At 62.3% G+C, this 13,027-nt stretch carries 11 protein-coding genes; 5 read left to right on the top strand and 6 right to left on the bottom strand.

What is annotated here, in order from left to right; all coding sequences use genetic code 11:
* Window positions 1–16 precede the first annotated feature (16 nt).
* From cysD to cobA, 3 genes are read left to right on the top strand one after another with little or no spacing between them, the layout of a single operon-like run.
* Window positions 17–952 (top strand): sulfate adenylyltransferase subunit CysD, encoded by a 936-nt coding sequence (gene cysD / locus IGW03_RS03635; RefSeq protein WP_194721118.1) that lies wholly within the window; start codon window positions 17–19, stop codon window positions 950–952.
* Window positions 952–2,277, top strand: coding sequence for a sulfate adenylyltransferase subunit 1 (locus IGW03_RS03630; protein WP_194721117.1), 1,326 nt, complete (start codon window positions 952–954; stop codon window positions 2,275–2,277). The genes cysD and IGW03_RS03630 overlap by 1 nt, the downstream gene beginning before the upstream one ends.
* A gap of 12 nt (window positions 2,278–2,289) precedes the next feature.
* A complete protein-coding gene (gene cobA, locus IGW03_RS03625) occupies window positions 2,290–3,018 on the top strand; it encodes a uroporphyrinogen-III C-methyltransferase (RefSeq protein WP_194721116.1) in 729 nt (242 codons plus the stop codon).
* A 486-nt stretch (window positions 3,019–3,504) separates the two neighbouring features.
* Here cobA and IGW03_RS03620 read toward each other — a convergent pair whose 3' ends face one another.
* Genes IGW03_RS03620 through lptF form a run of 3 tightly spaced genes read right to left on the bottom strand, consistent with a single transcriptional unit; the run spans window position 3,505 to window position 6,182 of the window.
* The gene (locus IGW03_RS03620; protein WP_194721115.1) at window positions 3,505–3,882 is read right to left on the bottom strand and encodes a sirohydrochlorin chelatase; all 378 of its coding nucleotides are present in this window, start codon (window positions 3,880–3,882) and stop codon (window positions 3,505–3,507) included.
* 27 nt (window positions 3,883–3,909) lie between these two features.
* Window positions 3,910–5,037 (bottom strand): LPS export ABC transporter permease LptG, encoded by a 1,128-nt coding sequence (lptG, locus tag IGW03_RS03615; RefSeq protein ID WP_194721114.1) that lies wholly within the window; start codon window positions 5,035–5,037, stop codon window positions 3,910–3,912.
* Window positions 5,034–6,182, bottom strand: coding sequence for an LPS export ABC transporter permease LptF (gene lptF, locus IGW03_RS03610; protein ID WP_194721113.1), 1,149 nt, complete (start codon window positions 6,180–6,182; stop codon window positions 5,034–5,036). Before lptF ends, lptG begins: the two co-directional genes overlap by 4 nt.
* A 39-nt stretch (window positions 6,183–6,221) precedes the next feature.
* On the opposite strand from lptF, the gene IGW03_RS03605 reads away from it, so the two are divergent.
* Entirely contained in the window at window positions 6,222–7,730 is a 1,509-nt protein-coding gene (locus tag IGW03_RS03605) for a leucyl aminopeptidase (RefSeq protein WP_194721112.1), read from the top strand.
* A 107-nt stretch (window positions 7,731–7,837) separates the two neighbouring features.
* A complete protein-coding gene (gene xth, locus IGW03_RS03600) occupies window positions 7,838–8,602 on the top strand; it encodes an exodeoxyribonuclease III (RefSeq protein WP_194721111.1) in 765 nt (254 codons plus the stop codon).
* Window positions 8,603–8,694: 92 nt separating this feature from the next.
* Here xth and IGW03_RS03595 read toward each other — a convergent pair whose 3' ends face one another.
* The 3 genes from IGW03_RS03595 to prpF form a co-directional block, all read right to left on the bottom strand.
* Window positions 8,695–10,581, bottom strand: a complete 1,887-nt coding sequence (locus IGW03_RS03595; RefSeq protein ID WP_194721110.1) for a propionate--CoA ligase — start codon at window positions 10,579–10,581, stop codon at window positions 8,695–8,697.
* A 198-nt stretch (window positions 10,582–10,779) separates the two neighbouring features.
* Window positions 10,780–11,481, bottom strand: coding sequence for a hypothetical protein (locus IGW03_RS03590; RefSeq protein WP_194721109.1), 702 nt, complete (start codon window positions 11,479–11,481; stop codon window positions 10,780–10,782).
* Window positions 11,482–11,760: 279 nt separating this feature from the next.
* Window positions 11,761–12,951, bottom strand: a complete 1,191-nt coding sequence (gene prpF, locus IGW03_RS03585; RefSeq protein WP_194721108.1) for a 2-methylaconitate cis-trans isomerase PrpF — start codon at window positions 12,949–12,951, stop codon at window positions 11,761–11,763.
* Between the last annotated feature and the right edge of the window lie 76 nt (window positions 12,952–13,027).

The raw sequence follows: 13,027 nt of genomic DNA, 5'->3' as shown, positions 1-13,027 counted from the left end.
TGGCAAGACCAACACTATGAACACAGCAGTCGAAAAACTCTTTCTGGACGCCGCCAGCAACCGTCACCTGGACTGGCTGGAATCGGAAGCGATCCACATCATGCGCGAGGTCGCGGCCGAGTGCACCAATCCCGCCCTGCTCTTCTCCGGCGGCAAGGATTCGGTCGTGCTGCTGCGCATCGCCGAGAAGGCCTTCCGTCCGGGCAAGTTCCCCTTCCCGCTGGTGCACATCGACACCGGCCACAACTTCCCGGAAGTGATCGAGTTTCGCGACAAGCGCGTGGCCGAACTGGGCGAGCGCCTGATCGTCGGTTCGGTGGAAGACTCCATCAAGCGCGGCACCGTGCGCCTGCGCAATCCGCAGACCGATTCCCGCAACGCGGCGCAAGCCGTCACGCTGCTGGAAACCATCGCCGAACACAAGTTCGACGCCTGCATCGGCGGCGCCCGCCGCGATGAAGAGAAGGCGCGCGCCAAGGAGCGCATCTTCTCCTTCCGCGACGAATTCGGCCAGTGGAATCCGAAGGCCCAGCGTCCCGAGCTGTGGGACCTGTATAACACCCGCGTCCATCCAGGCGAGAACATGCGCGTGTTCCCGATCTCGAACTGGACCGAGCTCGATGTCTGGCAGTACATCGCCCGTGAAAAGCTGGAACTGCCGCCGATCTACTTTGCCCATGAGCGTGAAGTCATCCCGCGCAACGGCCTGCTGGTGCCGCTGACCGAGCTGACCCCGCCGCGCGAAGGCGAGGCTGTCGAGAAACGCATCGTGCGCTTCCGCACCGTCGGCGACATCTCCTGCACCTGCCCGGTGGCCTCCGACGCGGCCGACGTGGACGCGATCATCGCCGAAACCGCTGTGACGCAGATTACCGAGCGCGGCGCGACCCGCATGGATGACCAGACATCCGAAGCCTCGATGGAAAAACGCAAGAAAGAAGGATATTTCTGATGAACGCCGTAGTTGCAGATCAAGTGTTGTCGACCAGTGCAGGCACCGAGCGCGGCCTGCTGCGCTTCATCACAGCGGGTTCCGTCGATGACGGCAAGAGCACGCTGATCGGCCGCCTGCTGTTCGACAGCAAGGGCATCTTCGCCGACCAGCTCGACGCGATTTCCCGCGCCAAGCACAAGCGCACCGTCGGCGACACCGTCGACCTGTCGCTGCTGACCGACGGCCTCGAAGCCGAGCGCGAGCAGGGCATCACCATCGACGTCGCCTACCGCTATTTCGCGACGCCCAAGCGCAAGTTCATCATCGCCGACACGCCGGGTCACGAGCAGTACACCCGCAACATGGTCACCGGCGCCTCGACCGCCGACGCCGTCATCATCCTGATCGACGTATCGAAGGTGAAGCTGGGCGACGACGGCAGCGTCGAATTGCTGACCCAGACCAAGCGCCACTCGACCATCGCCCACCTGCTGCGCATCGAGCATGTGATCGTCGCGGTCAACAAGATGGACCTCGTCAATTACGACAAGACCGTCTACGACCGCATCGTCGGCGCCTACCAGCAGTTCGCCGACCAGCTCGGCCTCAAGGATGTACGTCCGATTCCGCTGTCGGCGCTGGCGGGCGACAACGTCGTCGAAGCCGGCGACAAGATGCCCTGGTACCAGGGTCCGACGCTGATCAGCCTGCTGGAGTCGCTGTCGGTCTACGACGACGCCCATGTCGAGCCGCTGCGTTTCCCGGTGCAGCTGGTGGCGCGCCACAACGGCCATGAGGCGAACGATTTCCGCGGCTACATGGGCCGCATCGAAGCGGGCAAGGTCAGCAAGGGCGACAAGCTGGTGGTGCAGCCGAGCGGCCAGACCGCGACCGTGAAGGACATCCTCACGCTCGACGGTTCGCTGCAGACGGCATCGGCCGGCCAGTCGGTCACGCTGCTGCTGGAAGAGTACCTGGACATCTCGCGCGGCGACATGCTGGCCGCCGCGGATGCGCCGGCCACATTGCAGAAGACCGTGACCGCCGACGTCTGCTGGCTGTCGGAAGAACCGCTCGACATGCGCCGCAAGTACTGGCTCAAGCACACCACCAAGCAGGTGGCTGCGCGCGTGACGAAGATCGACACTCTGCTCGACATCAACACGCAGGAGCGCCGCAATGCGGATGCGCTCAAGCTCAATGACATCGCCACGGTCTCGATCAACGTGCAGCAGCCGCTGGCCGCTGATGCCTATGAAGCGATCCGCTCCACAGGTTCCTTCATCCTGATCGATGAAGTGACGCACCAGACGGTTGCCGCAGGCATGATCCGCCTGGCCTGATCAGGACTCCGCATGCAGTCATCCCCCGCCGCGCAGGCGACCGGCAAGGTCTATCTGCTCGGCGCCGGTCCGGGCGCCGCCGACCTGATCACGGTTCGCGGTGCCCGCATCCTTTCCCAGGCCGATGTCGTGCTCTACGATGCGCTGGTCACCGAGGAGATGCTGGCGCTGTGCCCGCAGGCAGAAAAAATTTCCGTCGGCAAGCGCTCGGGCCAGCGCTCGACCGCACAGACCGTCATCAATGAAAAGCTGGTCGCCTGCGCGAAGAAATACAAACAGGTTGTACGCCTGAAGGGCGGCGACCCGATGATGTTCGGCCGCGCCGACGAGGAGTTGCGCGCACTGGAAGCCGAGGGCATCGAAGTGGAAGTCATCCCCGGCATCACCACCGCGCTGGCCGCGGCCGCCTCGACCCGCCAGCCGCTGACCAAGCGCGGCATTGCGCGCAGCGTCGCCTTCTTCACCTCCAGCACCGCGCCGAATCATCCGGAACAGACCACCCTGCCCGACTGCGATACGCTGATCCAGTACATGGGCGGCAAGGAAGCGGTCATCACGGCGCGCAAGCTGCTGGAACAGGGGCGCTCGCCCTTGTTGCCGGTGGTCGCGGTGGAGAACTGCAGCCGGCCGAATGAACGGGTAATGCGGCTGACGCTGGCGGAACTGGAACAGGGACTGCCGCATTGCGAAGGTCCGGTGCTGGTGATGATCGGGGAGGCGTTTGCGCGGCGTGGTGATTGAGTGACTATGCCCGCGCTATCTCGCGCCTTGACATTCCCGGTCGCTCAGGTTCCGCAGGTGAAACTCATATGTCGTGGAACCTCTGCTCCCTCCGCTTCAAGGGCGGCCGGCGAGGTGGACGCAGCAGGGGGTCTTGCAACGCACTGCGTTGCGCCTGCGGAGTCGTAGCCGCTCGCAAGAGGCGAGGTCGACGGGCAGGGCTGAAGATGGTTCAATGTGCGCCGATGAAACCCATCCCCCTCCTAACCTCCCCCTTGAAGGGGGAGGAATATTCTTTATGCGGCCAAACATCTTGGCTTGGCAAGCAAACACCTGCGTTACACTCCCTCCCCTTCAAGGGCGGCCGGCGAGGTGGAGGGTTGGGGTGGGGATGGGGTTTAGATAAACACCGTTAAATCCATCCCTCTTTCATCCCCGCCTTGAAGGGTAAGAAACATCCTCTAATCCAGCAACGCCGTCATCGCAGATGTGTGTCAGCCTGAGGATTTACTGTACCCGCATCTGCCCCAGGCAGTACCCCGCAATCGCATTCAGCACCTCCTCGCTCTCGCCCACCGCCGGGCTCGCCTTGATCGCCAGCTGCGGATGATCCTTCCTGATCTGCTCGAGAATCACCGGCAGATCGCGCAGCACATGCCCGCCCTGTCCGAAGAACACCGGCACCACCGTCACCTCGGTGCAGCCTTCCGCCACCAGCTGAGCAACCCGTTCCGGCAGGCGCGGCGACATCAGCTCAAGAAAGGCGAGCGACACATCGATGTCCGGCGACTGCGCCTGAAGGATTTGCCGAAGCCGCTGGAAAGGCTCCGCCCAGCGCGGATCACGCGCGCCGTGGGCAAACAGGATGAGGGATGGTTTCGCCATGATGCCGTCTCCGACGCTTGAAAATATCTAATGCCGCTGCACCCACAACAACGCTGAAATCGCAACCATCGTGAAAATCACGCTGGGTATCAGCGCGGTGGCCAGGGGTGGCCAGGTATTGAGCAGGCCGATGTGCGAGAACAGGCTGTTGAGCAGCTGGAAGCTCACGCCGATCATGATGCCGATGAAAATCTTGAGGCTGACGCCGCCGGCCCGGAAATGCAGGTAGGCGAATGGCAGCGCAATCGCCATCATCACCAGCACCGCAAACGGATAAATCAGCTTTTTCCAGAATGCAATCTCGTAGCGCTCGGTGGTCTGGTTGTTCTCGGCCAGGTGGCGGGTATAGGTGGCGAGGCCGAAGGCGGACATGCGGTCGGGATCGGCGAACAGCACCGACAGGATGTTGGGCGTGATTTCCGACACCAGGTCGCGCGCGGGGACGGTCTTTGTCGTGGTGCCGGCCGAAATGTCGGCCACGTTCACCGAAAACATGGTTTCCGTCACGTCCGACAGCCGCCAGGTATTGTTTCCCTGGTAGTCGGCATGCGCGGCTGTCACCATCGACGTCATCCTGAACTCGCGGTCGAATTCGAACAGCCTCACGCCGCGCAGCTGGCCCTGCGGGCTGACATCCTTCACGTTCAGGAATCGGGTACCGATGGACTCGCCGGTCAGCCCGTTCTCGCGGATGACGTCCTTGGTCCAGAGGCCGGTGCGGAATTCCTGCGAGATCGACGAACCCTGGGCCTGCAGCTTCCAGCGCTCGGCGATCTCGCTGGTCTTCGGAGCGATGAATTCCCCGAACAGGAAGGTGAGGATCACCATGACGATGCCGACGCGCGCCAGCATCCAGCCGGCCATGCCGGTCGACAGGCCGGAAGCCCGCATGATGGTGAACTCGGAGCGGGCTGCGAACTGCGCCAGCGCGTAGATGGTGCCGATCAGCGCCGCGATCGGCATCAGGTCGTACACATAGCCGGGCAGGCCCATCAGCACGTAAAGAAAGGCATGCTGCAGCTGGTAGTTGCCGCGGCCGACTTGCGGCAGTTCGCCGATCAGGTCGAAGAAGGCGAACAGGGCAAGGAAGGCGATCAGCGCGAACACCACCGCGGCCGCGATCTCCCTGGCGACGTAGCGATTGAGCACCTTCATTGGCTTGCCTCGCCGGTCTTGCCTGCCTTGCGCGAGCGCAGGGAGCGCTTGAACGCGCCCCACATCGTGGCCGGATGATACGGATGATTGACGAACAGCCGCCAGCAGAACAGGAAGGCGATCAGCAGTGCTGCGGTCAGGTGCAGCGGCCACCATGCCATGTCCAGCGAGATGCGCTTCTGCACCACCGACGCCTGGAATACGCTCACCATGTTGCTGTAGACGATGTAGAGCAGCAGCGCGATCAGGAGGTTGGCCGAACGGCCGCCGCGCGGGTTGGCAAAGCCGAGCGGAATGGCCAGCAGCATCAGCAGAAAGCCCATGATCGGCAGCGACAGCCGCCACAGCAGTTCGCCGCTGTTGAAATTGTTCAGATTGGCAATCAGGATCGGCGTCGGCAGCGAGCGGGCCGATATGTCGCCGACCAGCGCCTGCGACTGCCTCGACACCAGCACGCCGTAGCGTTCGAATTCGATCAGGCGGAAATCGTCCTGGCTGGCCACGCCGTCATAGCGGCGGCCCTTGTCCATCAGCAGAAACTTGTCGCCGCGCTCATCAATCGCCACGGTGCCTTCCTTGGCAACGACGACGCTGGTGCGGCCGTTCTGGATGGTGTTGACGAAGACGTTCTTCACCTTGGTCGAATCGCCGCTGATGCCTTCGACGAAGAAGATGCGGTCGGCCGACGACGATTCCTGGAACTTGCCGGGCGAGACGCGGGAAATGTCTTCCCGCTTTTCGAAGCGTTCGCGGAATTCCGCGCTCTGCCGGTTGGCCCAGGGCGTGACGAAGAAGCTGAGCAGGCCGATCACCACGACGAGCGGCAGGCCGAAGCTCATGACGGGACGTATCCACCTCGACAGGCTGAGGCCGGAGGCGAACCAGACCACCATTTCCGAGTCCTGATAACTTCGGGTGACGACCACCAGCACCGAGATGAAACCGGTGAGGATGAGGATGATCGACAGATACTTGAGTGCTGCGAAACCGATGAGTGCAATGACGTCCTGCGATGCGACACGACCGCCGGCAGCCTGGCCGAGGATCTTGATGAGCATCACAGTGATCGTGATTGTGAACAGCGTGGTGAAGACAGCGCCGGCGGTACTTACCAGTTCGCGTCGAAGTGCGCGCTGAAAGATCATTGAATAGAAGACTATAATTGCGTCTCAAAAGGAGTGACTATGGACTTTAGCATAAAACCTATCGACGCAAAAACCGGACTGGCCGGGGTCAAAACCGGCTGTATCGCAGTAGGGGTATTTGAAGACAAGAAACTCTCTCAAGCCGCGCAGTCGCTGGACCGCAAGGGCCAGATCGCCGCGGCGCTGAAGTCGGGAGACATCACCGGCAAGGCCGGCTCCACCCTCCTCCTGCGCGGCCTCGACGGCGTGGCAGCCGAGCGCATCCTGCTGGTCGGCCTCGGCAAGGAGCAGGAAATCTCGGACAAGAATTTCGTCTCCGCAGTGCAGGCGACCGCCCGCGCCTTCGCCACCCTCGGCTCGGCCGACGGCGCGATCGCCCTGCCGCTGGATCTGGTCGGGAACCGCGACGCGGCCTGGGCGGCGCGTGCCGCCGTGCTGGCAGTCCGCGATGCCGGCTACCGCTACGACACCACCAAGAGCAACAAGGAAGCCCCGCAGGGCGGCGTCAAGAAGATCGCCTTCCTCGCTCCCGCGGCCGACGGCGCAGTCAAGACCGCCGTCGCCCAGGGCATCGCGCTGGCCAACGGCGTAGACCTGACCAAGGATCTGGGCAACCTGCCCCCCAATATCTGCACGCCGACCTACCTCGCCGACACCGCAAAGCGACTGGCGAAAGACTACGGCTTCGGCGTCGAAGTGCTGGACCGCAAGCAGCTCGAAGCGCTCAAGATGGGCAGCTTCCTGTCGGTGACCAAGGGCAGCGACGAGCCGCCGAAGTTCATCGTCTTGAAGCATCTCAACGGCAAGGCCAAGGATGCGCCCGTCGTCCTGGTCGGCAAGGGCATCACCTTCGACACCGGCGGCATCTCGCTCAAGCCGGGCGCCAACATGGACGAGATGAAGTACGACATGTGCGGTGCAGCATCCGTGCTCGGTACCTTCCGCGCCATCGGCGAGATGAACCTGAAGCTCAACGTCATCGGCGTCATCCCAGCCTGCGAAAACATGCCTTCCGGCCGTGCTTCCAAGCCGGGCGACATCGTCACCTCGATGTCCGGCCAGACCATCGAAATCCTCAACACCGATGCCGAAGGCCGCCTGATCCTGTGCGACGCGCTGACCTATGTCGAACGCTTCAAGCCGGCAGCGGTGGTCGACATTGCCACCCTGACCGGCGCCTGCGTGACCGCCCTCGGCCACCACAATTCCGGCCTGTTCACCCGCAACGACGACGCGCATGACAACCTGGCCAACGAACTGCTCGGCGCCGGCAAGGCCAGCGGCGATACGGCCTGGCGCATGCCGATCGAAGATGCCTACCAGGAACAGCTGAAGTCCAACTTCGCCGACATGGCCAACATCGGCGGCCCGCCCGGCGGCGCCATCACGGCGGCCTGCTTCCTCGAGCGCTACACCCGCAAGTACACCTGGGCGCACCTCGACATCGCCGGCACCGCATGGAAGAGCGGCGCAGCCAAGGGCGCTTCCGGCCGTCCGGTGCCCCTGCTGACGACCTTCCTGATCAACCGCGCCAACGGCAAGGCCTGATCCGTCCGGGGCGGCATGCTGCCCCGGTCGCGTCCGGCAACACCATCCCGATGCCCGCCGCCTCCAAGCCGCGGGCATCTCTTTTCCACGCTTCTTCTCCGCACTCCATGAAACTAGTCACCTGGAACGTCAACTCCCTGAAGGTCCGCCTGCCGCAGGTCCTGCAATGGCTGGCCGAGAATCCGGTCGATGTGCTCTGTCTGCAGGAAACCAAGCTGACCGACGACAAGTTCCCCGTGGCCGAGATCGAAGCGGCCGGCTACCAGGTGGCCTTTACGGGCCAGAAGACCTACAACGGCGTCGCCATCCTGTCGAAGCATCCGATGAGCGACGTGGTGAAGAACAATCCCCGCTTCGAGGATGAGCAGCAGCGCATCATCGCCGCCACCATCGAAGGCGTGCGCGTGGTGTGCGCCTACATCCCGAACGGACAGGCCGTCGACTCGGACAAGTACCAGTACAAGCTGCGCTGGCTCGATGCGCTGCATGACTGGCTGGCCGATGAATTGAAGGCGCACGAGAACCTCGCGCTGCTCGGCGACTACAACATCGCCCCCGACGACCGCGACGTGCATGATCCGGTCGCATGGCAGGGGCAGGTGCTGGTATCCGACCTGGAGCGCGCCGCCTTCCAGCGCCTGCTCGAGCTCGGATTCAAGGATTCGTTCCGGCTGTTCGAGCAGCCGGAAAAGATATTCAGCTGGTGGGATTACCGGATGATGGCTTTCCGCCGCAACATGGGCCTGCGCATCGACCACATCCTGCTGTCGCCGCCGCTGGCGGCACGCTGCACCGCCTGCATCGTCGACAAGGTGCCGCGCAAGTGGGAACAGCCTTCCGACCATACGCCGGTGGTAGCGACCATCGAATAGGCCATGCCGGGGTCGTGCAGGCCTGTGCGCCTGCACAAAGTCTCGCGGCCGGAGAAAGTGCAGGCACGGAGGCCTGCACGACCTTGAAAATGCTAGTCCGCCAAAGCGGCGCGGATCTGCTGCAGGCTGGCCGGGTCTTCAATCGTGGTCAGGTCGCCCGGATCGCGCCCTTCGCAGATCGCCTGTATCGAGCGGCGCAGCAGCTTGCCCGAGCGGGTCTTGGGCAGCAGCGAGACGAAATGCACCCGCGCCGGCCGGCCGACCGCGCCTAGCTGCTTGTCGACCACACCCATCACCTCCGCCTCCAGCGCCTTGCGGCCTTCCGGCGTCGCCGCGGCGTCGGCATTCTTCAGAATCGCAAACGCGACTGCCACCTGTCCCTTGACCTTGTCCTCGACGCCGACCACCGCGACTTCGGACACGTTCGGATGGCTGGAAATGCTTTCTTCGATCTCGCGCGTGCCGAGGCGGTGGCCGGCAACGTTGATCACATCGTCGGTGCGGCCAAGGATGAAATAGTAGCCGTCGGCATCGCGGATGCCCCAGTCGAAGGTGGAATACACCTGCTCCCGGAAATTGGACCAGTACGTCTTCACGAAGCGCTCGTCATCCCGGTAGACCGTCTGCATGCAGCCCGGCGGCAGCGGACCTTCGATGACCACGACGCCTTTTTCATTGGGCCCGCATTCGGCGCCGGTGGATTCGTTGAGCAGCTTGACCTTGTAGCCGGCCATCGGCACGCCTGGGCTGCCGAGCCGGGTCGGCTTGTCCTCGATGCCCTTGGCGATCGACAGGATCGGCCAGCCGGTTTCGGTCTGCCAGTAATTGTCGATCACGGGCACGCCGAGTTCGGCGGCAATCCAGGACGAGGTCGGCTCATCCAGCGGTTCGCCGGCAAGGTACAGCGCCTTCAGGGAAGACAGATCATGCTTGCGCATGAATTCGGTCGGCTGCTTCTTGAGCACCCGCACCGCGGTGGGCGCCGAGAACATGCGCGTGACCTTGTATTTCTCGACGATGCTCCACCAGATGCCGGCGTCGGGCCGGATCGGCAAGCCTTCGTACATCACCGTCGCCATGCCGGCGATCAGCGGGCCGTAGACGATATACGAGTGGCCGACCACCCAGCCGATGTCCGAGGTGGAAAAATAGGTTTCGCCGGGGTTGCCGCAGAAGATGTGCTTCATCGACGCTGCGAGTGCGACCGCATAGCCGCCCACGTCGCGCTGCACGCCCTTGGGCTTGCCCGTGGTGCCGGAGGTGTACAGGATGTAGGACGTCTCGTTCGATTCCAGCCAGGTCACCGGCACCTGCGCCTCTATGTGCTGCTCGCGCAGCGCCGCATAATCGACATCGCGGCCTTCGGTAATCTGCATGGCCGCCAGGCCGCGGTTGACGAGCAGCACATGCGCCGGCTTGTGCTGGGCGAGGCGGATCGCGTCATCGAGCAGCGGCTTGTACTCCACCACCTTGCCGCCGCGCGAACCGGCGTCAGCCGACACGATGAGCGCCGGCTTTGCATCGTCGATGCGGGTTGCCAGGCTGTTGGCAGCGAACCCGCCGAAGACGACCGAGTGGATGGCGCCGATGCGCGCGCAGGCCAGCATCGCAAACGCCGCTTCGGCAATCATCGGCATGTAGATGAGCACCCGGTCGCCCTTGCCCACGCCGAGCGACTGCATCATTGCCGCCGCGCGCATGACTTCGCCTTGGAGTTCGCGGAAGCTGTAGACTTTTTCGCTGTCGGTCTCGGTCGAAATTGCAATGAGGGCCGGCTTGTCGCCCTGGGTGTCGACCCAGCGATCGACCGCGTTGTGGCACAGGTTGGTCGTGCCGCCGACGAACCATCTGGTGAACGGCGGGCGGGAGTAATCAAGTACCTGGGTGTAGGCCTGCTGCCAGTCGATCCGCTTCGCTTCATTGGCCCAGAATTGCTCCGGGTGATCGACGGACTGCTGATAGAAATCTGCAAAGTTCATGGCGTCTCCATCATCGTTTTATTGGAACGAGTTTGGATGACTTGGCTTACTGCGGACTTACGGCGGCAGGGTGCCGGAGTTCCGCGCCGCCTGCGCGTTCCATGGCCTGGAAGAGTTCAGGCCATTACTCTCAAGTCCGCGATTTGCAGAAATGAAAGTCCAGCCATACGCGTACTTTATACCGATCGCTTTGCTGCCTTACACGTCATTCCAGTTGTCGAATTCGCTCCTGGAAATCCACCCGAGGCTGTTCGCGCCGCCTTTGTCAACTTCGCCGCTGTTGTTGACCAGCCAGACTGCTGCATCGACCACTTTGGGATCATCGACAGTGACCCAGTTCTTTTTCTCGTCGTCGTAGTACCGGCCGTTATTGGCGATTTGTGAAATGTTTCTGGTAGAGACTTGTTTCCAATCGTCGCCAAACTGCTGATTGAAGTAACTTGACAAGGCCTTCTTTGAATCCGGGCCGTTCAAACCCTTGGTAGGATCGGTGTAGTCATCATTTTCCGGCTTACGGGAACCATGGAGTGCTTTTGGATCTTTAATGCCTTTTTCGATGCTAGGGATTGATAACTGATTGTTTTCACTGAGTCGGTGAAAGAGAGCAAAGTCATCTGCCGCCAGCTTTTCAAAGGCGGCTTTCTGCTTCTCGGTCAGGTTGAGAACCTTGCCGTTCCCGCCAACATTTCCGGATGAGGCACCTTCCCAAATATTCTGGTAATTCAGCTTGCCATCAGGAAGGTTCTTTTCATTGTCCTTCATGAATTTTCTGGCTTCGAGTGCCGCTTGATAATCCGATGCAGAGTACTTGCCATTCTGCTTCGACATCTCGGACTCATTGTATTGGGTCGGGTCAAACTTGCGATGAGCGCCCGCAGCATTTGCAGTGACTGTTGCCAAGGTTTTCTCCTGTATGTAGTTTAGTTATGTGGAAAATCATCCCGCCTTGCCCTTCCGGATACGAACCGTAGCCCACGCTGTTCCTTGGGAATACAGTTCATATCCGAATGCCTGGTGATTTAATCCAGCTGAAAACTGATCACTTCTTGTACCGGCCCCAAGTGTTGGAATACTACTTGGGGCTGGTATTACATACGTGGCAGCATCGTCTGCTTGGTTCGCTCGTTCATCCTCAAAAATAATTCGACAGTCAGCGTCTTGACCTATCCCGGGTCCGTTTCAGAACGCATCGCCCGGCACGCGCACCCACCCCTCCATCAGCACCCGGGCGCTGCGGCTCATGATGGCCTTGGTCACGCTCCATTCCTCACCGACCCGCGCCGCCTCCGCACCGACACGCAGCGTGCCTGAAGGGTGGCCGAAGCGCACCGCATTGCGCTCACCGCCGCCGGCCGCGAGGTTGACCAGCGTGCCGGGAATCGCCGCGGCAGTGCCGATGGCCACCGCCGCGGTGCCCATCATCGCGTGGTGCAGCTTGCCCATGGAAAGCGCGCGCACCAGAAGATCGACGTCTTCCGTCTTGACCTGCTTGCCGCTGGAGGAGACATACTCAGCCGGCTTGGCGACGAATGCCACCTTCGGCGTGTGCTGGCGTCTGGCCGCTTCGTCGACGTTCTTGATCAGGCCCATGCGCAGCGCGCCGTAGGCACGGATGGTTTCGAACATCGCCAGCGCCTTCGTGTCGCCGTTGATGGCGTCCTGCAGTTCGGTGCCGGTGTAGCCGATGGCTTCCGCATTGACGAAGATGGTCGGGATGCCGGCATTGATCATCGTTGCCTTCAGCGTGCCGATGCCGGGAACCTCGAGATCGTCGACCAGATTGCCGGTCGGGAACATCGAGCCGCCGGCACCCTCCTCTTCCGCGGCCGGGTCCATGAATTCAAGCTGCACTTCCGCCGCCGGGAAGGTGACGCCGTCGAGTTCGAAGTCGCCGGTTTCCTGTACTTCGCCGTTGGTGATCGGCACATGCGAAATGATGGTCTTGCCGATATTGGCCTGCCAGATGCGTACGGTGGCGATGCCGTTCTGCGGAATCCGTTCGGGATCGATCAAGCCGTTGCTGATGGCAAACGGTCCGACCGCTGAGGACAGGTTGCCGCAGTTGCCGCTCCAGTCGACGAAGGCCTTGTCGATGGAAACCTGCCCGAACAGGTAATCGACATCGTGGTCGGACCTGGTGCTCTTGGCGACGATCACGGTCTTGCTGGTGCTGGATGTCGCGGCGCCCATGCCGTCGATCTGCTTGCCATAGGGGTCCGGGCTGCCGATGACGCGCATCAGCAGCGCGTCGCGCGCCGCGCCGGGGACCTGCGCCGCTTCGGGCAGGTCTTGCAGGCGGAAGAACACGCCTTTGCTGGTGCCGCCGCGCATGTAGGTGGCGGGGATTTTGATTTGGGGTACGTGGGGCATGAATGTTGTCCTTGATGAAGCTGGCTTTTATTCGTCCTGCGCGGCCTGATCTGACTCGGAAGTCTGCAAGGCCGCT

Origin of the sequence: Noviherbaspirillum malthae (genome assembly GCF_015352985.1) — a bacterium.
Classification (GTDB): Bacteria; Pseudomonadota; Gammaproteobacteria; order Burkholderiales; family Burkholderiaceae_D; genus Noviherbaspirillum; species Noviherbaspirillum malthae.
This window is presented reverse-complemented; position numbering and strand designations above follow the sequence as displayed.

What these genes read in the sequence shown, in the direction of transcription:
- cysD (WP_194721118.1), top strand. Translation starts at nt 17, where the DNA reads ATGAACACAGCAGTCGAAAAACTCTTTCTGGACGCCGCCAGCAACCGT.
- IGW03_RS03630 (WP_194721117.1), top strand. Translation starts at nt 952, where the DNA reads ATGAACGCCGTAGTTGCAGATCAAGTGTTGTCGACCAGTGCAGGCACC.
- cobA (WP_194721116.1), top strand. Translation starts at nt 2,290, where the DNA reads ATGCAGTCATCCCCCGCCGCGCAGGCGACCGGCAAGGTCTATCTGCTC.
- IGW03_RS03620 (WP_194721115.1), bottom strand. Translation starts at nt 3,882, where the DNA reads ATGGCGAAACCATCCCTCATCCTGTTTGCCCACGGCGCGCGTGATCCG.
- lptG (WP_194721114.1), bottom strand. Translation starts at nt 5,037, where the DNA reads ATGAAGGTGCTCAATCGCTACGTCGCCAGGGAGATCGCGGCCGCGGTG.
- lptF (WP_194721113.1), bottom strand. Translation starts at nt 6,182, where the DNA reads ATGATCTTTCAGCGCGCACTTCGACGCGAACTGGTAAGTACCGCCGGC.
- IGW03_RS03605 (WP_194721112.1), top strand. Translation starts at nt 6,222, where the DNA reads ATGGACTTTAGCATAAAACCTATCGACGCAAAAACCGGACTGGCCGGG.
- xth (WP_194721111.1), top strand. Translation starts at nt 7,838, where the DNA reads ATGAAACTAGTCACCTGGAACGTCAACTCCCTGAAGGTCCGCCTGCCG.
- IGW03_RS03595 (WP_194721110.1), bottom strand. Translation starts at nt 10,581, where the DNA reads ATGAACTTTGCAGATTTCTATCAGCAGTCCGTCGATCACCCGGAGCAA.
- prpF (WP_194721108.1), bottom strand. Translation starts at nt 12,951, where the DNA reads ATGCCCCACGTACCCCAAATCAAAATCCCCGCCACCTACATGCGCGGC.